This window comes from Micromonospora sp. DT63, assembly GCF_049841615.1.
Lineage (GTDB): Bacteria > Actinomycetota > Actinomycetes > Mycobacteriales > Micromonosporaceae > Micromonospora.
In genome coordinates, this window is record NZ_JBNCKQ010000006.1 from 135,369 (window position 1) to 160,010 (window position 24,642).

Here is a 24,642-nt window from a genome sequence, read left to right on the forward strand (position 1 = left end):
GGCGGCTCAGTCGTCGAGCAGCAGCCGGTCGAAGCCGGACTGGGTGACGCTCCAGTCCCAGGTCTTCAGCGCGTGTTCCGCCGCAGCCTGGCCGATCTCCCGCCACTGCTCCTCGGTGGCGGTGGCGGCGAATATCCGTTCCGCCGCCTCAGCCGGGCTCTCGGCCACCCAGTCGGCCGGAAAGAGGGTTCGGGCGCCGTGTGGCTTGCCGGCGAAGAACGGCCAGTCACGCACCACCGGCACCGCCCCGCTCGCGGCGCCCTCCACCAGGCCGCAGTGGAAACTCTCGCGCACCGAGGAACTCACGATGACGCCGACCTCCTGCAGTGCGGCCGGGACGTCGTCGGTCTGCCCGTAGCGCCGCACCGCCCCCAGCGGCTCCAACTCCGCCAGGTCCTGGGTGAGCAGCTTGCCGTAGTCCTTGGCGGGCTTGCTGGTCCGGTCGTTGAAGTTGCTGCCGATCAGCGTCAGCCGGTACCGCTCGTCCCGCTCGCGCAGCTTCCGCAGCACCTCGATCGTCCACCGCGGGTCCTTGGCCACCGAGCTGAACCCGACCATGCCGAGGTTGAACCGGGCGTCGGCCGGCTTCGACCGTGGGTAGCGCTGCAGGTCCATCGCATTGTCGATGACCCGGAGGCGGGGCCCATCGGTGAGCTGCGGCAGCACGGCGGTGGCGAGGTCGCGCAGATGGTCGGAGACGAAGACGACGTCGTCGACCCGGGAGAAGTCCACCAGGTGTGGCCAGAAGTTGAACGCCTCGAAGCTGTGCAGCCGGACGATGATCCGGGTGCTGCCCGGGTCGTGCAGGGTGAAGAGCACCGCGGCGGCTTGGCACCAGTCGACGAAGACGGTGTCCGCCCAGTCGAGGTGCGGCCGGAGCCACTCCTCGATCTTGGCGCCGTAGGACGAGTCACCGGCCAGCAGGTGTTCCATGACGGTGCTGCCGCTGAGCGCGAGCGGGCGGGTCACCTCATCCTCGTGGAGGTCCAGGAATCGGACCTCCACGTTCGGCATGGCCCGGTAGCGCTCCAGAATCTCCGACAGGAAGTTGTCGTTGATCAACGTCGTCACGAGCAGTCGCAGCGGGCGGTCGGTCGGCGCCGGGGCGGCCGGGGTGCGTCGCCCGCGCGGTTGGGACAGCTTTCGCGCTGCGGTGCTGGCCCGAAAGGGTGCCATGAAGGCTCCCGGGTCCGTGCTCATCGGCGAGGTGAGTCGATCGAAGTGCAGCACCCGGTTGGACGACAGGCTCCAGGCCATGGAGATGGCCGCCGCGGCCCGCTTGGTGTCGCGCGGCAGCAGGTCGTCCGCCAACGCGAGCTGGGCCCGGATCGCGTCGTGCAGGCCGCTCGGCTGGTGGCCGAGCGCCAGCTCCGCCTTCGCTGCCTTGGTCAGCACGTCCGCGCGGGTGGCGAGGCTGCTGATCCGCTGTACGGCTGCCGACGCGGCCCGGCCGCCGGCGGCTGGGCGACCGGCCCGGACCGCGCTGTCGTGCAGGCGGACGGCGAGCTTGCTGCGGAGCCGGTCCGGGATGCGGGGCGCCGCCACGGCCCGGGTCCAGAGCCAGGCCCCTGCCGGGTTGCTCATCACCCGCCTACCGGTGGCCTTGTTGAGGGCGGTCCGGATGGTCTGCTCCGCGGCGCTGCGGGCCCCGCGCGCACCGATGCCGGCAGCGGCGGAGACACGGCGCTCCAGCCGCTTCCCGACCGGCTCGCTGCGGTTGGCGGCGAGGGCCTTCTGCGCGGGCACGAGCCCGTGGTACGCGCCGGCCCGGGTGTTGCGCTGCGCCATCTGCCAGACCGTGTGCACCGCGCGGGCGTCGAGAGCGACCAGCAGGTCGGCTCGGCGGTATTGCTGCCGCAGCCAGGTGCTGCGTCGAGCGTGCAGCCAGATCTTCCGGTTGGCCGCTGCCCGCCCGAGAGCCTTGCGGAACCGGACGTCCCACTTCTCGGCCGGTACGACGAACGTGCGAACCTCTGCCAGCGTCGGGTCGATCCCCAACTCCTCGCCGTCGAAGAAGCAGGCCACCGTGACGGTGGCACCCTTGCTCCGGAAGCGCTCCAGCGCCTCGACGAGGACGGCCGGCTGCATCGGCGCGGCGGTGGCCACGATGAGCACGGCGGTCACGGTTGGACATCTCCGGTCGAAGCGGTCGCGGCCGGGGTGGGAACGCGAACGCCGGCCGGCGTCGGCCGGACGAGTTCGGTGAGGTGTCGCACGGCCGGAGCGAGCACGGCGGGCCGGGCGAACCGGCGAGCGAGCTGGCGTGCCGCGGCCCGATCCTCGTCAGTGGCCTTCAGGGCCATTCGCGCCGCCTCCGAGAACAGGTCCGCCAGCCGGTGCGGGTCCAGACCCACCGCGCCCGTCCAGAGTGGATGTCCGGCCAGGATGTTCGTCGCGTCGTGGTCGACGTCGTGGGCGGAGAGCACCGGCAGCCCGGTGGCCATGAACTCGTACACCTTGCCGGAGGTGACGAAGCGCCCACCGACCAGCATCAGCACCAGGGCGTCCCAGGAGCCGTACGTCGCTGCCAGGTCCGACTTCGGTACCGGGCCGCCGAAGCTGACATTGTCGACGGCAGCCTCTTTGAGCAGGTCCATGTGCCGGTTGGCCTCGCGTATCGGGCCGGCGCCGATGTGGCCGCGCACCTCGAATCGGGAGCGGGCCAGGACCGGATCGTTGCGCCGGGCGATCCGCCACCCGTCGAGCACCGACTCCAAAAAGGCCGGGGTGAAGTTGACCGAGCCGAGGTAGCCGAAGGTCAGCCCCGCGTTCGGATCCGGTGACCGGCCGCTGACATCGGGGAGGCTGTCCTCGTCGTAGCCGTTGCGCACGACGTGCACCCGGTCGGCCAGGTGCGGGTAACGCTCACGGTAGAAGCCGGCGATGGGGTCGTTCACGCACCAGACCGCGAGGGCGTGCTCGAGGACCTTGGACTCCCAACGCCCGGAGACCGAGTCGCGGGTGAAGGCCTCGCCGCCACCGATCACGTCCAGCGACCAGCCGTCGCGGAAGTCGACCGCGTAGGGAACCCGGTACTCCTCCCACAGCTTCCAGGTCGCCGCGAGGTTCACGTACGGGGCGCAGGAGGAGATGAGCAGGTCCGCGGGGTGCTGGCGGTGCTGCTGGACCACCGCCTTCTCCAACTCGTAGCGCCAGCCGCCGAAGTCCCGCTCAGGGAAGATCTTCTGCTCGCGCTTGCGGAGCCGGCTGATCCACCCCACCGGGTCGATCGACCGTTCTTCGGAGAAGGCGCGGATGTCGGTCTCCAGGTCCTCCCGCATCAGCGGCAGCTCGATCACCTTGACCCGGGGATCGACCTTCTCGGAAAGGGTGTGGTCCAGGCCGTACTCGCGTTCCCAGGCTTCCTGGCAGATGGTGATGACGGTGATGTCCCAACCCATGGCGACGAACTGGTTCGCCGTCTCGCGCAGTCGGTATGCGCTGCTCTTCGCCGCGGGCGGGAACCCGATCGCCAGGTAGATGGCGTGCGGTCGCTGCCCGCCGCCGGACCGGGGAAGGGGTGCAACTCGATTGCTCATCGCTGGTACCCGATCGTGAGGAGGAGATGCGCCATCATGCCAGGTGACGCCGCAGCGTCTCGGCGACCCGGTGGGCGGCCCGGCCGTCGCCGTACGGGGTTCCCCGCCGGGCTTGCGGGGCCGGGCGGGTCGCGGTGGTCGCCCACTGCGCACCCAGTTCGCGCGGGTCGGGGACCAGCGCGTTCCAGCCGCCTTCGAGGGTCTCCACCCACTCCGTCTCGGTGCGCAGCGTCGTGCAGGGGCGGTCCAGCAGGTAGGCCTCCTTCTGCAGACCGCCCGAGTCGGTGACCACCCCGACGGAGCCGAGCACCGCGGCGACCATGGCGCCGTACGGCAGTGGCCGGCCGGCGTGCAGTGCGCCTCGGGAGAGCTTCAGGCCGTGCTCCTCGGCGCGTGCCACCAGCCGCGGGTGGGCGAGCAGCGCCACCGGCACCGGCAGGTCGGCCAGCGCGTCGAGCAGTGCGGCGAGCCGCTGCGGGTCGTCGGTGTTCTCGGCGCGGTGCAGGGTGGCCAGCAGGTACGGCTGCTGCGGGTCGATCCCGTCGGGCAGCGGCGGCCGGGGCTGGCTCGCGCGCGTCACGTCGTCCCGGACCCGCAGGCAGACGTCCACCATCACGTCCCCGACCAGGGCCGATCGGGGAGCCAGACCCTCCGACGCCAGGTGCCGCATCGCCTCCTCGGTGGGGGCGAGCAGCAGGTCCGCGGCGTGGTCGGTCAGTACCCGGTTGTGTTCCTCGGGCATCCGGCGGTTGAACGAGCGCAGTCCGGCCTCGAGGTGGGCGACCGGTAGGTGCTGCTTGACCGCCGACAGGGTGCCGGCCAGGGTCGAGTTGGTGTCGCCGTAGACCAGGACCCAGTCCGGCCGCTCGGCGGCGAGCACCGGGTCGAGCGCGGCCAGCGTCCGGCCCGTCTGCACGCCGTGGCTGCCGGAGCCGATGCCCAGGTGCACGTCCGGGTCGGGGATGCCGAGGCCGGAGAAGAACACGTCGGACAGATCCGCGTTGTAGTGCTGGCCGGTGTGCACGATCACGTGCTCACAGCCCTCCGCCGCGAACGCCGCGGCGATCGGTGCCAGCTTCACCAACTGCGGACGGGCGCCGACGATGCTGACGACCTTCACTACCTGACTCCTCGAGGGTCTGCGACGGTAACGACGAACGGAGGGTGCCACCCGAGACGCGGGTTGGCGCCGTTCAAGCGGCTCCCCGCCGGGGCTGACGGCCGAATCATTCTTCCTGATCCGCCGGTCAGTCGGCCGTGGCCGGCGGCTCCAGCAGCAGCCGGTCGAAGTCCTTCTGCGTGACCGACCAGTCCCAGGTGCTCAGCACGTGCGCCGAGGCCGCCCGGCCCGCCTCGCGCCAGACCTCCTCGGACGCGGTGAGGGCCAGGATCCGCTCGGCCGCCTCTTCCGGCGTACCGACCACCCAGTCGCTGGGGAAGAGGGTCCGGGCGCTGTGCCGGCGGCCGGCGAAGAACGGCCAGTCGCGTACCACCGGCACAGCGCCGCTGGCCGCGCCCTCGACGAGCGCGCAGTGGAAGCTCTCCCGCAGCGAGGTGCTGAGGATGACCCCGACGTCGGTGAGCGCGCCGGGGACGTCGTCGGTGCGGCCGGTCCGCACGACGGCGCCGGACGACTCCAGCTCGGCCAGTTCGGCGTCGAGTTCCCGGACGTACGCCTTGATCGCCGGGCTGAGCTCCGGGTTGAGGGCGTCGCCGATCAGCTTGAGGCGGTACCGCTCGTCCCGTCGGCGCAGCTCCCGTAGCACCGCCAGGGCCCAGCGCGGGTCCTTGGCCAGCGAACTCAAACCGACCAGCCCGAGAGTGAACCGGCTGTCGGCAGAGACCTTGGGCGTCACGTACCGGTGCAGCTCCATCGCGTTGTTGATCATGTGGGTCCGGGGCCCCTGCGGGGCGCCCAGCCGCGGCACCGCGGCCAGCGCCAGGTCGCGGAGGTGCTCGGAGACGAAGACCAGGTCGTCCACCCGGGACCAGTCGGTCAGGTGCGGCCACCAGCTGAACGCCTCGAAGCTGTGCAGGCGGACCACCACCCGGGTCGTGCCCGGGTCGATCATCGTCAGCGTCGCGGCCCCGAGGTTGCACCAGTCCACAAAGACCGTGTCCGCCCACTCGAGGTGGGGACCCCAGGCTTCCTGGACCTCCTCGGCCCGCTTGGAGCTGCCGGCGAGCAGGTGCTGCACCACGTTCGTGCGCCCATCGCTGAGCACCGGGAGGATCGACTCCTCCCGCAGGTTCAGCCGGCGGACCTCAACCCCGGGCATCGCCTCGTAGCGGTCGAGGATCGGCCCGAGAAAGTTGTCGTTCAACCCGGTGAAGAAGAGCATCCGGTGCGGCCGGCCGGCCGGCGGAAAAGCCGCCGGGCTCTGCCGGCCGCGCGGAGTCGCCATCGCTCGGCCGGCCTCGCTGTTGTGCAGCGGGGCGAGGAACTTCGCCGGGTCCTCGGCCAGTGGAGAGCTGGTGCCGTCGAACTGCACGATCCGGTGGAACATCAGGTTGAAGGCGCGCAGCACGTGCGGCGCGGCCTTGCCCGGGTTCCGCGTCTTGAGGAAGCCGTCCGCGAGCTTGAGCTCGCCCCGCACCACGGTCATCAGGTCTTCGGGCACCTTGCCCTGGCTCAGCTCCGCGTCGACGATCGGGCCGAGGAACTGCCTCCTGGTCGTCGGGCTCTTCACTCGACCCTTGGCCGCCAATGCCAGCCGCTTCGCGCTGGCGGCGTGCCCGGACTTGAGCATGGTGCCGGTGACTCGCCCGGCGATCTTGCCCCGGTGCCGTTCCGGCAGACCGGGCGCCGTGACGGCCCCCTGCCAGAACCAGCGCACCGGGCCGAGCTTCATGGCCCTCTTGCCGGTGCTCATCTCGAACACCCGCATCGCCAGGTCGACTGTCTGGCTGCGGGTGGCGCTCGCCAGCACGGCCGGGGCGGGGCCGGCGGTGCTGAGCCGGGCACGGCGGTAACGTGCCGGGTCGGCGGACCGCTTTTCCACGGCCCGCAGCGCCGGGGCGATGCCGTAGACGGCGTCGGTCCGTCGGTGCCGCTGGGCGAGCTGCCAGACGGTGTGCAGGGCTCGCGGGTCCAGGGCAACCAGGACGTCGGCCCGCTTGGCGTGTCGGCGGACCCACGGGTCGCGCTGGGCGCGCAGCCACGGGCGCCGGGCCGGGTTCGCCCGTTTGGCCATCCGGGCGAACCGCGGACCCAGCTCCGCCGAGGTGGGCAGCTGGTGCACCTCGGCCAGCTCGGTGGCTGCCGGGATGTTCTCCACCGGGTCAAAGGTCGTGGCCACCCGCACGGTGACGCCCTTGGCGCGGAACTGCTCGAGCGCGTCGGTCAGGACCGCCACCCGTCCGGGGACGGTGCCCATAACCATCAGGACCTCGATCATGACCTACCTTCTCGGGCCAGGACGCGTGCGCCGGCGGGGGAGGATTGCGGGACGGTCGGTCCGCCGGCGCCCAGCACCAGCTGGGTGACCTCACGGACGGCGGGGATGAGCTGCTCCTCGCGGGCGTACTGCCGCGCCTCGGCGCGGGCCTTCTCCCGCTCCGCCACGTCGGCGGTACGGGCCATTGCGGCGGCCCGCCGGAAGGCGCTCGCCAACTCGGCCGGGTCCAGCCCGACCGCGCCGGTCCAGAGCGGGTACGTGGACAGCACAGTGGAGGCGTCGTGGTCGGCCTCGTGGGCGGAGACCACCGGTAGGCCGGTCGCCATGTATTCGTACACCTTGCCGGAGGTCATGTAGCGGCCGCCGGTCACCATGAGCACCACCGCGTCCCAGCGTGAGTAGAGGTCGACCACCTCGGCCTTGGGCACCGAGCCGCCGACCAGCACGCCGTCGACGGCGGCGGCCCTGAGCAGTTCGGCGTGCGCGTTGTCACCGCGCGCCCACGCGGAGCCGATGTGGCCCCGCACCTCGAAGCGGGCGTCGGCCAGCGCGGGATCCTCCGCGCGCGCCGTCCGCCAGCCCTGAAGGACGGCGTCCAGCAGCGGCACGGGCAGGGTCAGCGCGCCGAGGTAGCCGAAGGTCAGCGGCCGGTCCGGCGGGGCGGGACGCACCTGGGCCGGGATGCTGGCCGCGTCGTAGCCGTTGCGCACGATCCGCATCTTGTGCGCCAGCTCGGGGTAGCGCTCCCGATACCAGCGGGAGATCGGCTCGTTCACGTTCCAGATGGCCACGGCGTCGGTGAGCAGCTTGAGCTCCCACTGCCCGGAGGTCGACTCCCGGGCGAACGCCTCACCGTTGTTGATCACGTCGACGGACCAACCGTCGCGGAAGTCCACCACGTACGGAACCCTGCGGGTCTCCCACAGCTTCCAGGTCGCGGCCAGGTTGACGTACGGGGCGCAGGTGGTCACCAGCAGGTCGACGTGCCGCTCCCGGTGGATCTGGAGCAGGGCCTTCTCCAGCGTGGGACGCCATCCGCCGAAGACTGCCTCGGGGAAGACCTTGAGGTCCTGCTTGCGCAGTTCGGCAAGGTAGTCCTTGTGAGCCAGGGCACGCTGCTCGGTGAACGAGCGGATGTCGGTCTCCAGGTCGTCCCGGAACAGCGGCAGCTTCACCACCCGGACGCTGGGGTCCACCCCCTGGGAGAGGGTGTGGTCGAGGCCGTGCTCCCGCTCCCACGCCTCGTCCGCGATGGTGACAGCGGTCACGTCCCAACCCGCGGCGGCGAACTGGTTCGCCGTCTCCCGCATCCGGTAGGCGCAGCTCTTGGCCGCCGGCGGGAAACCGATCGCGAGGTAGACCAGGTGCGGTCGGGTTCCGGACCGTCGCGGCCGGGGGAGTTTCAACGAGTCCCAGAGAGTTCGCCCGTTGTTCATCGATTCCGATCCTGGGGAGTGGGAGAGGGCCGCGTCGGGGCCAGGGTGGAAATGGTCAGGTGGCCCGGCCGGCCGGCGACGAGGTCGGACGACCGTCGGACAGAGCGCGGAAACCACAATAACGCCGTCCCATGCGTGAGGCCGCCGACGCCCTCGCGCCGCCTACGGCGAACTGCGCCAGACGATCAGCAGATAGCCGCCGAAGTAAGCGGACATGAGGGCCAGCAGAGTCAGTATGGCGATCGCTCGTGCCCGTGCGGCCTTCGCGAACGCGACCGCCACCGGGATCAGCAGCGGGAATGCCGGCAACAGGAAACGTGCCTTGGAATGGTAGTAGCCCGCGGCACCGAGCGTGGTGACCAGCAGCAGGCCGCTGTAGAGCAGCAATTGCCACGGCTGCCGGTCGAGCAGGCTCAGCACGAAGAGCGTGATCGCCAGCACCGCGACCAGCGTGACGGTGTACAACTCCAGGGGCGATGCCCCCATGAGCACCATCCGGCCCCTCTCCAGGGTGTCGACCCCGAAGTCGAAGGTGGTCCCCCAGCCGGCGTCCTGGATGTGGAACCAGCCGTCGGGCCGGCCGGTCTGCACACCGACCCAGGCCAGGTAGCCAACCCAGCCAGCGGGCGCGAGCACCATGGCGACCCAGGGACGCCAGCCGTCCCGCCGGCGGAAGGCGGCGATGAGCGCGGCGAGCCCGACCACCGCGATCAGTGACGATGCCGTCGGCCGGGTCAACCCCGCGAAGAGGCAGAGCACGCCCGCGGTGAGCCAGCGCTCGCGCAGCAGGGCGTACAGGGTCCAGGCGGCCAGCGCGGTGAACAGGCCCTCGCTGTACGACATCGTCTGCACAATGCTGTGCGGCAGCAGTCCCCAGAGCACCGCGAGCATGATCCCGACCCGCCGACCGTGCAGCAGGTTGCCGATGGCAAACAGCCCCCAGGCGGCGGCGAGCGCCGCGATCCAGGCCAGCGCGAGTGCGGTCTTGCGGAAATCGAGCGGGGTGAGCGGCTCCAGAGCGGCGGTCAGGCCGGGATAGAGCGGAAAGAAGGCCATGTTGCTCTGCAGCCGCTGATAGCCGTCATAACCGTGCTGCGCGATCGCGAGGTACCAGTTGCCGTCGGCTCTGGTGAGCAGGCCCTCGGTGCTGCGGCTGGGGGAGGCCCAGAGGTAGAGGGTCAGCCCGCCGAGAACGCGTACCGCGGCGTAGGCACCGAGCGCGGGCAGCGCGTATCGGGCGCTGGCGAGCAGCCGGCGGGCCCGGCTGTCGGGGGCCGACGGGATCTCGTCAGGGCTCGAGTCCGTCGTCGGCGGCCGGCGCTCGCCGGTCGTCACCACGTCCATGTCTGGTCCTGTCTGCGCCGATCCGGGTCGATCGGGTGGGTTGTCCGGGGAACTGGAGATGACCGGACCCGGGCAGGGCCTCGCCTGGCGCGGCGGTCACCGGTGGTCGATCCAGAGTGCAGGTTAGCAACCGACGCGGCTCGGCGCGGACACCGAGCGCCGCGCGGGCCGGTACCACGCCTGACGTGTCGTAGACTCGCTCGGGTCCCGCGGGCGCGGTGCTGGCTGACACGGAAACGGGCAGGAATGGGATCTGACGGCGCGACCGCAGCGGTGGCCACCCGGGGACGGGTAGTCATGCTGGTGGACAACGGGGTCATCGGCGACTCGCGGGTACAGAAGGCGGCTCGGTCCGCGGCCGACGCCGGCTGGGACGTCGTCCTGCTCGGCCGGGCGCCGGCCGGGGGGCAGTCGCAGAGCTGGCGCCTCGGTGCCGCCGAGGTTCGGCTGATCCCGATGCCGGAGCCGCTGGCCAAGCGCCGACACGAATTCCGACGTGCACTGCTGCGTGCGCCGCTTGCCTACCCGCCGAGCGGGATCGGCGCCCATCGTGCCCAGGCCGTGAAGGCCTGGCGTGCCGACCTGCAGGTCCGCCGCGCGGCTCTGACGCTGGCGGCCCGCGACGGCGGTCGCGTCCCGTCGCTGGCCTGGCCGACGCTGCGGTTCGAGGAGAAGTTCTCCGGCCTGGTCCGTCGCTGGGTGTCGCTGCGCAACCGGGAGCTGACCCGGGCCCGTCGTGGCCGTAAGCTGACCAGCCCCTGGGACCGGGCGTACACGCTCTTCTGGCAGCGGCTGCGCGGCGGCGGCGCGTGGCGCCGCCTGGAGCCGGGCCTGTGGGACTACGAACTGGCCTACGGTCCGGTGGTCGACGAGCTGGCACCGGACCTCATCCACGCCAACGACTTCCGGATGATCGGCGTCGGGGCCCGCGCCAAGATCCGGGCCGCCGCCAAGGGGCGCCGGATCGCACTGCTGTGGGACGCCCACGAATACCTGCCCGGCGTGCAGCCGTGGCGCGACAACGCCCGGTGGCTGCCGGGGAACGTCGCCCACGAGCGGGAGTTCGTGCCGTACGCGGACGCCACCATGACCGTCTCCGGCGGCCTGGCCGACCTGTTGCAGCGCGAGCACGGGCTGGCGGAGCGTCCCGCCGTGGTGCTCAACGCGCCGACGCTGGAGACCCAGCCGGCGGGCTCGGCCGAGCCGGTACCGGACATCCGGGCGCTCTGCGGGATCGGCCCGGGCACGCCGCTGCTGGTCTACAGCGGGGTGGCCGCGGCCAAGCGCGGGCTCGGGGTGATGGTCGAGGCACTGCCGCGGCTGCCCGAGGCGCACGTCGCCTTCGTGGTCAACAAGCCCCAGTCGGCGTACGTCAAGGGCCTCCTGCGCCGCGCCGAGGAACTCGGGGTGGCGCAGCGGGTGCACGTGCTGCCGTACGTGCCGCATCACCAGGTGGTGCCGTTCCTGTCGGGCGCGCAGGTCGGGGTGATCCCGATCCAGCACTGGCCGAACCACGAGATCGCCCTGATCACCAAGTTCTTCGAGTATTCACACGCTCGGCTGCCGCTGGTCGTCTCCGATGTGCGGACGATGGCGGAGACTGTCCGCGAGACCGGGCAGGGCGAGGTGTTCGAGGCCGAGAACGTGGCCGACTTCGTCCGGGCGGTCACCGCGGTGCTCGCCGATCCGGCGAGCTACCGTGCCGCGTACGACCGGCCCGGGTTGCTGGCCGGCTGGACCTGGGAGGCGCAGGCAGAGGTGCTGGACAACGTCTACTCCCGGCTGTTGCTCACCGCGCCCGCGCGCCCGACGTCCGCCCGCGACACCGGTGCCGAGCAGACAGTGGTGGAGGTCGGGGCGTGAGCCAACCCGACGTGACGGTGGTGATCGCCGTCTACAACACCATGCCGTACCTGACGACCTGCCTGGATTCGCTGGTCGGGCAGACCATCGGGCTGGACCGGCTCGAAGTCGTCGCGGTCGACGACGGCTCCACCGACCGCAGCGGCGCCGAGTTGGACCGCTACGCGAAGCGGTACCCGGAGACGGTCCGGGTGCTGCGCCAGGCCAACTCCGGCGGCCCGGCGGTGCCGAGCAACCGCGCCCTGGACCACGCCCGCGGGCGGTACGTCTTCTTCCTCGGCTCCGACGATCACCTCGGCCCGGAGGCCCTGGAACGTCTGGTGGACGCCGCCGACCGGTGGGGCTCCGACGTGGTGCTCGGGCGGATGGTCGGCACCAACAAGCGCTACGTGCACCAGGCCGTCTACGCCGAGACCCGGGAGCAGATCGATCTCGTCGACAGTGCACTGCCCTGGTCGCTGTCGAACACCAAGCTGTTCCGGCGGGATCTGATCGAACGGCACGGGCTGCGCTTTCGCACCGACATGCCGATGGGCAGCGACCAGCCGTTCACACTGGAGGCCTGCGTCCGCGCGAACAAGGTCTCCGTCCTCGGCGACTACGAGTACTACTACGCGGTCAAGCGGCACAACGCGCAGAACATCACCTACGCCAGCCGCTTCGAGGAGCGGCTGCGCTGCGCCGAGGAGCTGGTCGGCTTCGTCGCCGGCCTGCTCGAGCCCGGGCCGCGGCGCGACGCGGTGCTGCTGCGTCACTTCAGCTGGGAGGTGGCGAAGCTCCTCCAGACGGAACTGCTCGACCTCGGCGCCGACCTCCAGGAGCGCGTCCACGACCGGATCCGCAAGTTGGTCGAGGGGTACCTCACCGACGACATCCTGGCCCGGTTGGCCCCCGACCTGCGGCTGCGGCTGGTCGTCGCCCGCGACGCCACGCTGGACCGGTTGCGTGAGCTGATCCGGCAGCAGGCCGAGAAGACGCCACCCGACATCAGCACCGAGGATGGCCGCTGGTACGCCCACTATGTCGGCTTCCGTGACCCGTCGTTCGGCTACCCGGACGAGTGGTACGACATGACCGACGCCTCTGCGAAGGTGCTGGCCACGCTCACCGCGACCCGACTGGCCTGGGGACGGGACGCCGCAGGCGCCCGATCCCTGGTGGTCACCGCGCAGAGCCGCTGGGCGGAGCTGGCCGACCTGCCCGCCGAGGCACTGCGGATCAGTGCCGGGGAGGTGGCCGGCGTGACATCCGTCACCGCCGGTGCGCCCGGTACCGTCGTACGGACGGCCTTCGCGGTGGACCGGCTGCTCGCGGCCGTGCCGCTCAACGGCGGACGGGAGACGGTACGCGCCGAGGTGAGCACCCCGGCGGGGGTCGGCTCCGCGCCGTTGCGGACCGACCGCCGGGTCGCCGCGCCCCGCCTGCTCACCCGCCGCGGCGTCCGGTTGCACCTCGTCACGCCGACCACGAACCACAAGGGCCAGGTGATCGTCGCGATCACGCCGGTGACCACCGGTCGGTTCCTTGCCCGTCTGCGCCGAATCTGGCCCTCTGGAGGAAAGTAGTTTCATGAACATCTGCGTCGTCGCGCTCGGAAAGATCGGCCTTCCGCTCGCCGTGCAGTTCGCCTCGAAGGGGCACCGGGTGATCGGTGCCGACGTTTCCGAGCGGGTCGTCCAGCTCGTCAACGATGGTGCCGTGCCGTTCCCCGGCGAGGCCGACCTGGACGTGAAGCTGAAGGAGGCGGTGGCCGCCGGGCTGCTGTCGGCCACCACCGACACCGCCGCCGCGGTCGCCGACTCCGAGGCAGTCGTCGTGGTGGTGCCGCTCTTCGTGGATGCCGATGGCGTACCGGACTTCGGTTGGATGGACGACGCCACCCGGGCCATCGCCCGCGGCCTCAAGCCGGGCACCCTGGTGAGCTACGAGACCACCCTGCCGGTCGGCACCACCCGCAGCCGTTGGGCGTCGATGCTTCAGGAAGGCTCCGGTCTCACCGTCGGCACGGACTTCCACCTGGTCTTCAGCCCGGAGCGGGTGCTCACCGGGCGGGTCTTCGCCGACCTGCGCCGCTACCCGAAGCTGGTCGGTGGCGTCGACGAGGCGTCCGCCGCGCACGGCGTGCGCTTCTACGAGGCGGTCCTCGACTTCGACGAGCGCCCCGACCTGGAGCGTCCGAACGGGGTGTGGGACCTGGGCTCGGCCGAGGCGTCCGAGCTGGCCAAGCTGGCCGAGACGACCTACCGGGACGTCAACATCGGCCTGGCGAACCAGTTCGCCCGCTTCGCCGACACCGTGGGCGTCGACGTCACCAAGGTCATCGAGGCGTGCAACACCCAGCCGTACAGCCACATCCACTCGCCGGGCATCGCTGTCGGTGGGCACTGCATCCCGATCTACCCGCGGATGTACCTCTGGAACGACCCGGCCGCCACCGTCGTCCGCTCGGCCCGGGAGGCCAACGCGGCCATGCCGGAGTACGCGGTGGACCTGCTCGCCGCCGCGTACGGGGACCTGACCGACGTGGGCGTGCTGGTGCTGGGGGCCGCCTACCGGGGTGGGGTCAAGGAGACCGCCTTCTCCGGCGTCTTCCCGACCGTCGAGGCGCTGCGCCAGCGGGGCGCCAAGCCGTACGTCTCGGACCCGATGTACACCAACGAGGAGTTGGTGGCGCACGGCCTGCCGGCCTACGACGGTGAGCCGCTCGGTGCCGCGGTCATCCAGGCAGACCACGCGGAGTACCGCAGCCTCGCCCCGGCCGACCTGCCGGGCGTGACCGTTCTGGTGGACGGTCGGCGGGTCACCGATCCGGCCCGCTGGGCCGGCGTCCGCCGGGTGGTCATCGGCGGCTGATCCCCACCCGTCCGCTCCGGGCCCCGACCGTTCCGCGGCCGGGGCCCGTTGTGCGTCCGCACCTGACTCGCCGTGCTGAAGTCCGTGCTCAGCGGTGCGGTGCGCCACCCCCGCGCGCACCGCTGTGAGTCGCCTCTCCCGCCCGTTCACCAACGAGACGCCCCGGCGATACTTGTATCACTTGCCCCGTTTAGGGTCGCGGCGGCCGGTATCGAACGCGCCAACACAGGCGAGCAGACAGGGAGTGTGTCGTTGTTCAGCAGAATACGGAGCCAACAGGGTGTCGCCATCGCCGGCGTGACCCTGCTGGGCTACGGGATCATGGTTCTGGCCGGCGCCCTGGGCTGGGTGATTCCGTTCGTGGTCGCCGCGTTGGTCGCGACAGCGGGTGAGTTCGCCCTCGCCAACCGGTTCGCCGCCACAGCCGTGCTGCTGGAGAAGGCAGGTATCGAGCCGGTCGGGCGGTGGCTCGTCCGCGACTTCTCGGTGGTCCTGCTGGTCGTCAGCACCGTCCGCCCCGGGGTGGCCGCCACGATCGGGATCATGCTGCTACCGGCCGCGCTCTGGGCCGTGGCCGTCGGCACCATCGTGGTGAACCGGGTCGTCGACGGCCGGGCCGCGACGCCGGCGTTCACCCGCAACATCGATTTCGGCGCGGTACGCCGGGTGCCGATCCCGCCGGCCTGGGCCGAACGCATCGTGGGCCTGCGGATGCCGGTGCTCAACTTCCTGCTGCTGCCGGCGGCCGTGGCGGCCGCGCTGGTCGACCGGATCACGCCCGTGCTGGTGACCGGTCTGGTCACCCTGGCCATCGGGCTCGTCGCCGCGGCCGTGCTGGCGTCCACCCTGTTGCGTGGGCGCGGCCGTGCCCCCGGGGTGCTGCCTGCCGTGCACGACTGGCTGGCCCGGGAGCGTCCGGAGGTGGTGCTCTACTTCGCCGGCCCCGCCAAGGACGTCTACCAGGCCAACATGTGGCTCGCCCCGGTGGAGGCGGTGGGCCGCCGCGCGGTCGTGCTGCTGCGCGCCGAGGACGCGTTCGAGGCGCTGGCCGACACTCGGCTGCCGGTGATCTGCGTGCCCGCCGGGGTCGACTTCATGAACCTCGACTTCAGCCCCGTCCGGGTGGCGCTCTACGCGGCGAACGTGGGCGCCAACATCCACATGATCCGTGAGCCCGGGGTCCGGCACGTGTTCGTCGGGCACGGCGACAGCGACAAGCAGGCCAGCGTCAATCCCTACAGCAAGGTGTACGACGAGGTGTGGGTGGCCGGTCGAGCCGGACGGGAGCGGTACGCGCAGGCCGGTGTGGGCGTGCTCGACCAGAACATCGTCGAGGTGGGCCGGCCGCAGTTGGCCGGGGTGCCGACCTTCGGCTCCGGCGCGACCGACCGTCGGTTCACCGTGCTGTACGCCCCCACCTGGGAGGGGTGGCTGGACGACGATCCGTACCACACGTCGCTGGTGGCGATGGGGGAGCGGATCGTGTCGGGCGTGCTCGCCGCGAACGTGCGCCTGATCTACAAGCCGCACCCGCTGACCGGCACCCGCTGGAACAAGGCCCGGGCGGCCAACGACCGGATCATCGACCTGATCCGGGCCGCCGGCGGCGAGGTGGACGTGAACTCGCTGGACGGCGACGCCCACCTGGTCGTCACCGGCCGGGTGCCAGCCCTGTTCGACTGCTTCACCGTCACCGACCTGCTGATCAGCGACGTGTCCAGTGTGGTCTCCGACTTCGTGCAGAGCCAACGGCCGTACGTGGTGGCCAACCCGGCGGGCCTGCCGGAGGACGAGTTCCGTAGCTCGTACCCCACGTCCCGGGCGGCGTACCTGCTCTCCGCCGACTGCGGTGAGCTGGGGAAGATCCTCGACCTCGCCCGAGCTGGCGACGACCCGATGACCGAGGCTCGGCGTGAGCTGAAGGAGTACCTGCTCGGCCCGGACGAGCCGAACCCGATGGATCGTTTCCGCGCGGAGATCGAGCGTCTCTGCGCCTGAACTGCGCCCGGTCGCCGGTGAGCGGCGCTCCGCTCACCGGCAACCGGTGCCGGTCAACCCCGACGCGGCGGGTTCGTCACGTCCCGGGAGACGACCTCGCCCTTCTCGTCGACCCAGCCCTTCGGTCGGGCCGGGTTGCCGGCCACCAGCTGGTACGGTGCCACGTCCCGGGTGACGACCGAGCCAGCGGCGATCATCGCGTACTCGCCGACCTCGATGCCGCAGACCAGGGTCGCGTTCGCGCCGATGGAGGCGCCCCGCCGGACCAGGGTCGGCGTGATCGTCCAGTCCGGATTCTGCGCCCGCGGCCGGAAGTCGTTGGTGAAGACCGCACACGGGCCGACGAAGACCTCGTCCTCCAGCGTGACACCCTGGTAGACGGAGACGTTGTTCTGGATCTTCACGCGGTCGCCGACCGTCACGGTGGCGTCGACGTACACGTTGCGCCCGATCACGCAGCCCGCACCCACCTGGGCCGACGATCGGATGTGGGCCAGGTGCCAGACCTTCGTGCCGTCGCCGACCTGGGCGCCGTCCTCGACGTCGGCGGTGGGGTGGACGAAGACCGAGGGGGCCGGTGAGGTGCTGTCAGTCATCCTTCAACTCGCATGGGTCGCAGGGCGCCGGGCGCCGTCGGTGACCCGCGCCGCCTCGGGCCGGAGACCGGGCACCGGGCGCGCGGATCGGGGCTGCCACGCTGCCCCGGGCACGGAACGTGTCGTCGGGGCGCGGGACTCGGCGTAGCATATCGACCGCTCAGCCGAGCAGCGCCGCCACCGCCTCGGCGGCCGGGGTGTCCACCGGCAACGCCTGCGCCGTCACCACCGCCGCAACGGGCAGCGACCCGTACAGGTGGGGGAAGAGTTGCCCGCCGCGGGACGGCTCCCAGCGCAGCGCGTCGCCCAGTCGCTCCTCCTCGACGCTGAGCAGGGTGAGGCCGGTGACGCCGGTGAAGTGCCTCCGGGCGGTCTCCACCACCTGGTCGCCGGCGGAGAGGTGGATGAAACCGTCCTGCCGGTCCACCGCCGAGCCGGTGAAGGTGCCGGCGGCCCGGGCGTCGTCCCACTCGGTCGTGGGCAGCAGCTTGTAGATCATCTCCGCAGCCTACGTCGGCCCGGTGGGCGTTTCGGCCGTACCGCCGCCGTCCTCGGTCGCGGCCCGGCATGCTCAGGTGGAGCGGCCCGTGAAGGGATGGACGATGGCGAGCTACGACGACGACTGGACCGACACCCAGCGCGGGTTGTACGACGAGTGCTACCGGGCCGGCGGTGAGTGGGCCGGGGACCCGGACACCCCGTCCGACGACGTACAGCATGTGATCAACCTGGCCGAGGCGGACGACGACGCCTTCGACGACGCCGAGATCGACTTCCCGCCCCTGGTCGACGCCGTCACCCAGGCCAGCGGGGTCAACGTCACAAGCGTGCCGGCCCGGCACGACGACCCCGGATTCCGGGGCTTCGCCGACGGCGTCCGCGACGCGGTCGCCGACGACGTCTTCGGTCTGTAGCCGACCCGACCGGGAGGCGGCCTTCCCGCTCGCGGCCTGCTTCTGCCACCATTCGCAGGACGGCTGCGACGGATGGGGGCACGGTGCGGATCCTGCTGGTGGAGGACGACCGCCGGGTGGCCGCCGCGCTCTCCTCCGCCCTGACCCGCCGCGGTTACGAGGTCGAGCACGCGGCGACCGTCGCCGCGGCGCTCTCCGCCGCCCCCTGCGACCTGGTGCTGCTCGACCTCACCCTGCCCGACGGGGACGGCACCGACGTGTGTCGGGAGCTGCGCCGGCGCAGCAGCCAGCTCGGCATCATCGCGGTGACCGCGCGGGGTGAGGAACGCGACCGGGTGCTCGGGCTGCGCCTCGGCGCGGACGACTACGTGGTCAAACCGTTCTCGATGGTGGAGTTGCAGGCCCGGATCGAGGCGGTGCTGCGCCGGGCCGCGCACACGGCACCCGAGCGGCACCTGATCGAGGCGGGGGCGGTACGCATCGACGTGGCGGCCCGCACGGTGACGGTCGCGGGGCGCGCGGTCACGCTGACCCGCAAGGAGTTCGACGTGCTGCTGTCGCTGGCCCGCCAGCCGGGAGTGGCGGTGCCCCGCGACCGCATCCTGCTCGACGCCTGGGGCACCACCTGGGCCGACCGGCACACGGTCGAGGTGCACGTCGGGTCGTTGCGCGGCAAGCTGGGCGACGCGCGCCTGGTGGAGACCGTCCGCGGGGTCGGCTACCGGCTGCGCGATGCGTGAGGGGCCGCCGTGCGCCGTCGACTGGTGATCAGTTATCTGCTGCTGATGGTGCTCGTCCTCATCGCGTTGGAGAGCCCGCTCGCCGTCACCCTGGCCAGCCGGGAGACCGAGCGGGTGCGCGCCGACCGGCTCGCCGACGCCACCCGGTTCGCCTCGCTGGCCGGGCCGACGTTGCGCGGCGGCGAGCCCGGCCCGATCGGGGCGGAGCTGCGCAGCTACGACGAGCTGTACGGAATCGGCGCGGCGGTCGTCGACCGGGACCGGGGCATCGTCGTCGACTCGGCGAGCTGGCAGTCCACGGGGACCGCCACGGTGCTGGACGTCGCCCTGTCCGGCCAGCAGGCCAGCGCGCCCGAGTCGGTCTGGCCGTGGTCGGCGGGGCCGGTGGTGGTGGCGGTGCCCATCAACGACGGCGGTGAGGTCCTCGGCGCGGTGGTGATCGTGACCCCGGCCGGCGAGATCCGCCGGGCCGTGAGCACCTGGTGGCTGCTGCTCACCATGGCCGGCCTGCTCGTCGTGCTGGCCTGCGTGCTCACGGCGTTCGGGCTGGCCGGGTGGGTGCTGCGCCCGGTGACCGAGCTGGACGCGGTCACCCACGAAATCGCCGAGGGCGACCGGGGCGCGCGCGTGCAGCACCGGCTCGGCCCGCCGGAGCTGCGCCGACTCGCCGCCAGCTTCAACCACATGGCCGACGTGGTCTCGGACGTGATGGACCGACAGCGCGCGTTCGTCGCACACGCCAGTCACCAGCTGCGCAACCCGCTCACCGCGCTGCGGCTGCGGGTGGAGGAGCTGGGTCCCAGCCTCACCGACGCGGACGGGCGCTTCGAGCACCAGTTGGCGTTGGAGGAGACCGACCGGTTGGCGCTGGTGCTCGACGCGCTGCTCACCCTGGCCCGCGCCGAACGGGAGGAGAACGAGCGCGTCACCGTGGACGCCGCCGCCGTCGCCGCGTCCCGGGTGGCCGCGTGGGCGCCCCTGGCCCGGCACCGGTCGGTCGCGCTGCGGCTGGCCACGAGCGACGCCCCGGCGTACGCGCGGACCGTGCCGACAGCCGTCGACCAGGCGCTGGACGCGCTGATCGACAACGCGGTGAAGTTCAGCGGGGCCGGCGGGGCGGTGACGGTGACAGTGGCCCGCCGTGCCGACGGGGTGGCGCTGGAGGTGCGCGACACCGGCCCGGGGATGACCGAGAGTCAGCTCGGCCAGGCCACCGAGCGGTTCTGGCGAGCGCCGGACGCACAGAACGTCGACGGCGCCGGGCTCGGCCTGACCATCGCCGCAGTGCTGGTGGACGCCTCCGACGGGCGGCTCACCATGCGGCCGGCGCACCCGCGCGGGCTGGTCGCCGGCCTGTGGTTCCCGGCGCCGGAGCCCGAGCCGGCGGGGGAGCCGGCGGACGAGGACACGGCCGCCGACCTGCGGCCCGCCCCGGCGCGCTAGCGGCCCGAGCCGGGTGCGGGGCGGCCTCCGGCGACGGTCAGGGCTTGGCGGCCCGGTACCAGGCGGCGGCGCCGGGGTGCAGCGGCAGCGGCGCGGTGGCGATCGCCGAGCGGGGGCTCATCCGTCCCGCCGCCGGATGCGCCGCGCCCAGCTCGGCCCGCCGCTCCATCAGCAGCCGGGTCACCTCGCGCACCAGCGGCTCCGGCAGGTCGGCCCGCACGATCAGGTAGTTCGGGTCGGCGACGGTGGTCACCGGGTTCATGCCGTACACCGAGCGGGGGATGTCCCGGGAGACGTAGACCTGGCCGTAGCGGGCGCGCAGCGGCTCCGTCCACTCACCGAGGTCCACGATCCGGGTGGCGCTGCGCCCGGCCAGCTCCTCGATGCCCCGCACCGGCAGACCCCCCGAGAAGAAGAACGCGTCGATACGCCCCGAGCGCAGGGCGGCGACCGAGTCGTCCAGGCCGAGCCGCTCCCGGCGTACCGTGTCGCCACCGAGCTGGGCCACCTCCAGCAGCCGGGTGGCGGTGATCTCGGTGCCGGAGCCGGGCGCACCCACGGAGACCCGTCGGCCGCGCAGGTCGCCGATCGTGCGGACCGGCCCGCCGTCGGTGGTGACCAGGTGCAGCTGGTCGTCGTACACCCGGGCCACCGCATCCACCGACGGGCTCTGCGCCGGGGTGGTGGGCAGCACGTCGGCCTGGGTGAAGCCCAGCTCGGCAGCACCGGAGCCGACCAGGCGGACGTTCTCCGCCGAGGCTGCGGTGATCACCACGCTGGCCCGGACCCCGGGCAGTTCCCGGTTGAGGATTGTCGCGAGGGACTGCCCGAACGCGTAGTAGACGGCGGTGGGGCTGCCGGTGGCGATCCGGATCTCGACCGGCGTGCCCGGGTCGTCCCGGCAGCCGGCGACGGCCAGGGCTGCGACCAGCGCCAGCGCCGCCGCCCCCGCGCGGCGTCGACCGGCCCGAGGGGACGAGGTACGACTCACGCGGTGCACTGTGCCGCGCTCCGGCGGACGCGCGCAAGCCCGTACCCGTCAGTGCCGCCGGTGGCTGCGGCGCCGGCGTCGCTCAGCAGGCCGGACGGCGGGCCGGCTCCAGCACCGCGTCGCGGGCCGGTTCCATCGACGCGCTGCGCAGGATGCGCTCCCGGTCCGGCCCGTCGGCCACGCTGACCAGGAAACAGCCGGTGCCCGGGCGGAGCACCGCCGGCACGTCGAGCACTGCCGCACTGCGGATCAGCACGGCGGCCAACTCCCGGTCGGTGAGCCGTACACCGAGGATGTGCCGCCGTACGTGCCGCCCGCCGGCCAGCAGCGCCGAACGCCACGCCGCCGCCGCGAGCCGGGACATCCACCGGCGGCGGGCCGGCGAGGCGCCCGGCACGGGACCACCCAGCAGCTCCCGTCGCCCCTGCCACCAACCGGCGTCCACCATCCGGGCGTACGCGCCGCGGTGCTCCGGCGGCACCCAGAGCCGATGCAGCTCGTAGCGGCGGCGCAGGCCGCCGACGGCCACCTCCTGGGTGACCGGGATGTCGAGACGGGCGAGCAACTGCCGCATCCGCTGGGCGGCGTCCTCCCGGTTGAACTCGACGCTCGGCGCGTGCGACGGCGGCGCCGCGCCCGAGCGGGCAGCGGACGGCGGTGCCGTGCAGCGCAGCAGACAGGCGGCCTCGAACGCGTCGCCCAGGGTCAGCCAGTCCAGCGGGGGTGGCGTCGCCGGCGAACGGGGCCGGTCGAGCAGGGCGGGATCGCGGGCCAACTGAAGGCTCCCTTGTCGGAGTCTGGGTTCCCCTACCGTGGCCCCTGCGCGGCCGTTGCGGAACGCATCCCGCCCAGCCTTGAGGAAAACTTGCGGCTCCCGCGCCGCTACAGGTCGGTGACCACCAGGTCCACCTGCCGAACCCGGCCGGGAGCGGCGGGCTCGGCCACCACTGTGTGCTTCAGCTCCCGCAGCGTGCCGATCAGCTCCGCGGCGGTACGCGGTCGGGCCCCGGCGACCAGCAGGTCACGCACCAGCCGCCCCTTGGTCGCCTTGTTGAAGTGGCTCACGACCGAGCGGACCGGCACGCCGTCGACCTCCCGCTCGTGCAGCACCCGCACGGTCACCGTCCGCTCGGCCAGCGCGCCGCGCGGCGTCCAGGTGGCGGCGTACGCGCCCGAGCGCAGGTCGAGCACCGGGCCCCGACCGGCCGCGCCGGCCAGGACCGGCGCCAGCTCCTTTCGCCAGTACGCGGACAGCGCCCCGACGCCCGGCAGGCGGGCGCCGATCGGGCAGCGGTACGGCGGGATCCGGTCGGCGAGACGCACCGCCCCCCACAGCCCGGAACTGATCAGGATCGACCGGCGGGCCGCCCGCAGCGCCGCCGACGGGAGCGTGGCCAGCTCCAGCGCCTCGTAGAGCACCCCGGTGTAGAGCCGCTCGGCCGGCGCGGTGGCCGCCGTACGCAGCCGGGCGTTGCGGCGCAGCTCGCCGCGCTGGCCGTCGCTGAGCCCGAGCGCGGCCAGCGCGGCCTGCTCGTCCGGCCCCGCGCTGAGCGCCACGAGCGCGTCGAGCACCCGCTCGCGGGCCGGGTTCAGCTCCGGCAGCGAGAGCTTGTCGGGGGCCCACCGCCGTCCGGTGCCGGCGTCGGCCTTGCCCTCCGAGGGCGGCAGCAGGATGAGCATCGGGTCTCCTCGAACACGTGCGACGGCGGCCCGGCCAGCGTACGACCCGCCGTTACCGCCAGGGCCGCACCGGGGTGTCGGGGTGGTACACGCGATAGCCACCCACCTCGCGTACCGGTGCGGCGTCGGGCCGGTCGGCGAGCAGCCGGCGCAGCCGCCGGTCCATCGGCGAGTCGACCTGGACCACGTAACCCGGTCGGGCGGCCCGGCCGACCTGCCGCCAGTACGGGCGGTAGCGGTTCTGCCCGGGGGACAGGTCCCCGTCGAGCACACCGCAGATCACCGTCTCATCGGTGTTGAAGATCAGCCGGTTGCAGGTCCAGTAGTCCCCGTACACCTCGTGCGGCCCGTCGGCGCGCAGCGCGGCGGCCAGTTCCCGGGCCTGACGCTCCTCGGTCCGCGACGCGGCGACGCCTGTGGTCGCGAAGAGCACGGTGACCACCAGCGCCGTCGCGGCCAGCGCCGCCAGCACGGCGGTGGCGAGCGCGCCGGCCAGCCGACCCAGCGCGCCGACGGTGCCCCGCCAGCAGGCGACCGCTGCCACCCAGAGCGGCCAGAGCACCGCCGGCAGCGACAGTTGCAGCACCGACAGGTAGCGGGCGTTGTCCAGGGGGCTCGTCGCGGCGAGCGGGCTGCGCACGTACGACAGCAGGGTCAACGCCGCGCCGACGACAAGCGCGAGCTGCACCACGGCCCCGACCCGCGCGCCACGTGGCGTGCCCCCGACCCGCGTGCCGGGCCCCGCGCCCTGCGTGCCGCTCGCTGCGACGGCGCCCTGCGTGCCGCTCGTCGTGCGGGCGGCCCGGCGGTACGCGAGCACCGCGAGCGCGGCGGCGGCCACCAGCAGCACCGGATAGAGCAGCCCGAACCACTGCTGCCACCTGCCGCAACCGTCGACCGGGCACAGCCCGTGCGCCAACGGCACCCCCTCCAGCAGGCCGCCGGAGATCCGGTCGGACCACTGCGGCATCGGGCCGGCTTTCGTGCTGACCTCCCGGAACACCGTCAGCGAGTCCTCACCCGGCCCGGCGCGCAGGTTGTCGACGAGCATCGGCGCGATCCCGACCACGAAGCCCGCCACCAGCAGCAGCCCGGACCAGCCGAGCAGCTCCCGCCGCACCGCCCAGAGCAGGGCCACCGCGGCGACCGCCAGGTACGGCAGGATCAGCCAGTCCGACCAGGCGGCCAGCCCGGCCAGCAGCCCGAACAGCGCGACGGCGAGTCGACGGTGGCGCACCGTCCCGGCGGCCAGCCCCACCGTGATCAGCAGCATCAGCAGCACCGCCGGCTTCACCTCCGGCCGGCCGCCGACCACTGTGAGCTGGTCGCGCACCACCCGCTCCGGTCCCAGCGCCAGCAGGCCGACGACGAGGACGGCGAACCACGGCGTGTAGAGCCGGCGGGTGAGCCGGTACACGAGGTAGAGGAAGATCGCGTACAGGGCGAGCATCGGCAGCCGCAGCACCGGCCAGCTCGGCCCGGCCACGGCGAGCAGCGGCGCGGCCAGGTACGACTCCAGCATGCCCATGTAGTGCTGGCCGTAGAGGAAGATGGGGCGTTCCCGGCCCTGCGCGATGTGCAGGGCGGCCAGGCCGAAGGTCGCCTCGTCGCTGTTCGACACCGGCACGGTGTACAGCGTGAGGACCAGCCGGTACCCGACACCGACCAGACCGAACAGCAGCGCGACGAGCGCCGGCCGGTCGAGTCGCGGACGCCACCGCCCGCGGTGCTGCTCTGGATGCGACACGACCACGCCCCCGTCGTCGTCCCGACCGGAGTGTTTCACGGACCACGGGCTGGTCGGGGTGGTTCGGCGCAGTCCGGACCGGCTCGCGTGGCCGTGTCCG

Annotated in this window: 19 protein-coding genes; 7 read left to right on the forward strand and 12 right to left on the reverse strand. The window is 72.6% G+C overall.

What is annotated here, in order from left to right:
* Window positions 1-6: 6 nt before the first annotated feature.
* From ACLQ27_RS22155 to ACLQ27_RS22180, 6 genes are all read right to left on the reverse strand, one after another.
* Window positions 7-2,124: a glycosyltransferase gene (locus tag ACLQ27_RS22155; RefSeq protein ID WP_357495075.1), complete on the reverse strand. Its 2,118-nt coding sequence runs from the start codon at window positions 2,122-2,124 to the stop codon at window positions 7-9.
* A complete protein-coding gene (locus ACLQ27_RS22160) occupies window positions 2,121-3,539 on the reverse strand; it encodes a glycosyl transferase (protein WP_357495073.1) in 1,419 nt (472 codons plus the stop codon). Before ACLQ27_RS22160 ends, ACLQ27_RS22155 begins: the two co-directional genes overlap by 4 nt.
* A gap of 34 nt (window positions 3,540-3,573) precedes the next feature.
* Window positions 3,574-4,659 (reverse strand): non-hydrolyzing UDP-N-acetylglucosamine 2-epimerase, encoded by a 1,086-nt coding sequence (gene wecB / locus ACLQ27_RS22165; protein WP_425868443.1) that lies wholly within the window; start codon window positions 4,657-4,659, stop codon window positions 3,574-3,576.
* A 127-nt stretch (window positions 4,660-4,786) separates the two neighbouring features.
* The gene (locus tag ACLQ27_RS22170) at window positions 4,787-6,937 is read right to left on the reverse strand and encodes a glycosyltransferase (RefSeq protein ID WP_425868444.1); all 2,151 of its coding nucleotides are present in this window, start codon (window positions 6,935-6,937) and stop codon (window positions 4,787-4,789) included.
* Window positions 6,934-8,373 carry a glycosyltransferase gene (locus tag ACLQ27_RS22175; protein WP_357495068.1) on the reverse strand — a complete coding sequence of 480 codons (1,440 nt, stop codon included), beginning with the start codon at window positions 8,371-8,373 and terminating at the stop codon, window positions 6,934-6,936. Before ACLQ27_RS22175 ends, ACLQ27_RS22170 begins: the two co-directional genes overlap by 4 nt.
* Before the next feature lie 162 nt (window positions 8,374-8,535).
* A complete protein-coding gene (locus tag ACLQ27_RS22180) occupies window positions 8,536-9,717 on the reverse strand; it encodes a hypothetical protein (RefSeq protein WP_357495066.1) in 1,182 nt (393 codons plus the stop codon).
* 297 nt (window positions 9,718-10,014) lie between these two features.
* Here ACLQ27_RS22180 and ACLQ27_RS22185 point away from each other — a divergent pair, with 297 nt between their 5' ends.
* The 4 genes from ACLQ27_RS22185 (at window position 10,015) to ACLQ27_RS22200 (ending at window position 16,431) form a co-directional block, all read left to right on the forward strand.
* On the forward strand, window positions 10,015-11,580 hold the full coding sequence (locus tag ACLQ27_RS22185) for a glycosyltransferase family 4 protein (protein WP_425868447.1): 1,566 nt from the start codon (window positions 10,015-10,017) through the stop codon (window positions 11,578-11,580).
* Window positions 11,577-13,145, forward strand: a complete 1,569-nt coding sequence (locus ACLQ27_RS22190) for a glycosyltransferase family 2 protein (RefSeq protein ID WP_357495064.1) — start codon at window positions 11,577-11,579, stop codon at window positions 13,143-13,145. The genes ACLQ27_RS22185 and ACLQ27_RS22190 overlap by 4 nt, the downstream gene beginning before the upstream one ends.
* Before the next feature lie 4 nt (window positions 13,146-13,149).
* On the forward strand, window positions 13,150-14,433 hold the full coding sequence (locus tag ACLQ27_RS22195; RefSeq protein ID WP_357495062.1) for a nucleotide sugar dehydrogenase: 1,284 nt from the start codon (window positions 13,150-13,152) through the stop codon (window positions 14,431-14,433).
* A gap of 252 nt (window positions 14,434-14,685) precedes the next feature.
* Window positions 14,686-16,431, forward strand: a complete 1,746-nt coding sequence (locus ACLQ27_RS22200) for a CDP-glycerol glycerophosphotransferase family protein (RefSeq protein ID WP_425868449.1) — start codon at window positions 14,686-14,688, stop codon at window positions 16,429-16,431.
* 53 nt (window positions 16,432-16,484) lie between these two features.
* Here ACLQ27_RS22200 and ACLQ27_RS22205 read toward each other — a convergent pair whose 3' ends face one another.
* Window positions 16,485-17,027 carry an acyltransferase gene (locus ACLQ27_RS22205; protein WP_425868451.1) on the reverse strand — a complete coding sequence of 181 codons (543 nt, stop codon included), beginning with the start codon at window positions 17,025-17,027 and terminating at the stop codon, window positions 16,485-16,487.
* A gap of 160 nt (window positions 17,028-17,187) precedes the next feature.
* Window positions 17,188-17,526: a DUF952 domain-containing protein gene (locus ACLQ27_RS22210; RefSeq protein ID WP_234582185.1), complete on the reverse strand. Its 339-nt coding sequence runs from the start codon at window positions 17,524-17,526 to the stop codon at window positions 17,188-17,190.
* Between the two features lie 103 nt (window positions 17,527-17,629).
* Here ACLQ27_RS22210 and ACLQ27_RS22215 point away from each other — a divergent pair, with 103 nt between their 5' ends.
* The 3 genes from ACLQ27_RS22215 to ACLQ27_RS22225 all read left to right on the forward strand — a co-directional run bounded on the left by ACLQ27_RS22215 (window position 17,630) and on the right by ACLQ27_RS22225 (window position 20,124).
* Window positions 17,630-17,941 (forward strand): hypothetical protein, encoded by a 312-nt coding sequence (locus ACLQ27_RS22215; RefSeq protein WP_234582184.1) that lies wholly within the window; start codon window positions 17,630-17,632, stop codon window positions 17,939-17,941.
* An 83-nt stretch (window positions 17,942-18,024) separates the two neighbouring features.
* Window positions 18,025-18,681 carry a response regulator transcription factor gene (locus tag ACLQ27_RS22220; protein WP_425868453.1) on the forward strand — a complete coding sequence of 219 codons (657 nt, stop codon included), beginning with the start codon at window positions 18,025-18,027 and terminating at the stop codon, window positions 18,679-18,681.
* Window positions 18,682-18,690: 9 nt separating this feature from the next.
* A complete protein-coding gene (locus tag ACLQ27_RS22225; RefSeq protein ID WP_357495054.1) occupies window positions 18,691-20,124 on the forward strand; it encodes a sensor histidine kinase in 1,434 nt (477 codons plus the stop codon).
* 37 nt (window positions 20,125-20,161) lie between these two features.
* Here ACLQ27_RS22225 and ACLQ27_RS22230 read toward each other — a convergent pair whose 3' ends face one another.
* The 4 genes from ACLQ27_RS22230 to ACLQ27_RS22245 form a co-directional block, all read right to left on the reverse strand.
* The gene (locus tag ACLQ27_RS22230; protein WP_234582181.1) at window positions 20,162-21,124 is read right to left on the reverse strand and encodes a TAXI family TRAP transporter solute-binding subunit; all 963 of its coding nucleotides are present in this window, start codon (window positions 21,122-21,124) and stop codon (window positions 20,162-20,164) included.
* 73 nt (window positions 21,125-21,197) lie between these two features.
* Window positions 21,198-21,890, reverse strand: a complete 693-nt coding sequence (locus ACLQ27_RS22235; protein WP_357495050.1) for a hypothetical protein — start codon at window positions 21,888-21,890, stop codon at window positions 21,198-21,200.
* A 107-nt stretch (window positions 21,891-21,997) separates the two neighbouring features.
* Window positions 21,998-22,795 (reverse strand): peroxide stress protein YaaA, encoded by a 798-nt coding sequence (gene yaaA / locus ACLQ27_RS22240; RefSeq protein ID WP_357495048.1) that lies wholly within the window; start codon window positions 22,793-22,795, stop codon window positions 21,998-22,000.
* A gap of 52 nt (window positions 22,796-22,847) precedes the next feature.
* Entirely contained in the window at window positions 22,848-24,542 is a 1,695-nt protein-coding gene (locus ACLQ27_RS22245; protein WP_425868456.1) for an ArnT family glycosyltransferase, read from the reverse strand.
* Window positions 24,543-24,642 lie beyond the last annotated feature (100 nt).

Excerpts from the sequence above, each read along its gene's own strand:
- ACLQ27_RS22160 (WP_357495073.1), bottom strand. The coding sequence starts at position 3,539 with ATGAGCAATCGAGTTGCACCCCTTCCCCGGTCCGGCGGCGGGCAGCGA.
- ACLQ27_RS22170 (WP_425868444.1), bottom strand. The coding sequence starts at position 6,937 with ATGATCGAGGTCCTGATGGTTATGGGCACCGTCCCCGGACGGGTGGCG.
- ACLQ27_RS22175 (WP_357495068.1), bottom strand. The coding sequence starts at position 8,373 with ATGAACAACGGGCGAACTCTCTGGGACTCGTTGAAACTCCCCCGGCCG.
- ACLQ27_RS22180 (WP_357495066.1), bottom strand. The coding sequence starts at position 9,717 with ATGGACGTGGTGACGACCGGCGAGCGCCGGCCGCCGACGACGGACTCG.
- ACLQ27_RS22185 (WP_425868447.1), top strand. The coding sequence starts at position 10,015 with ATGCTGGTGGACAACGGGGTCATCGGCGACTCGCGGGTACAGAAGGCG.
- ACLQ27_RS22195 (WP_357495062.1), top strand. The coding sequence starts at position 13,150 with ATGAACATCTGCGTCGTCGCGCTCGGAAAGATCGGCCTTCCGCTCGCC.
- ACLQ27_RS22205 (WP_425868451.1), bottom strand. The coding sequence starts at position 17,027 with ATGACTGACAGCACCTCACCGGCCCCCTCGGTCTTCGTCCACCCCACC.
- ACLQ27_RS22210 (WP_234582185.1), bottom strand. The coding sequence starts at position 17,526 with ATGATCTACAAGCTGCTGCCCACGACCGAGTGGGACGACGCCCGGGCC.
- ACLQ27_RS22215 (WP_234582184.1), top strand. The coding sequence starts at position 17,630 with ATGGCGAGCTACGACGACGACTGGACCGACACCCAGCGCGGGTTGTAC.
- yaaA (WP_357495048.1), bottom strand. The coding sequence starts at position 22,795 with ATGCTCATCCTGCTGCCGCCCTCGGAGGGCAAGGCCGACGCCGGCACC.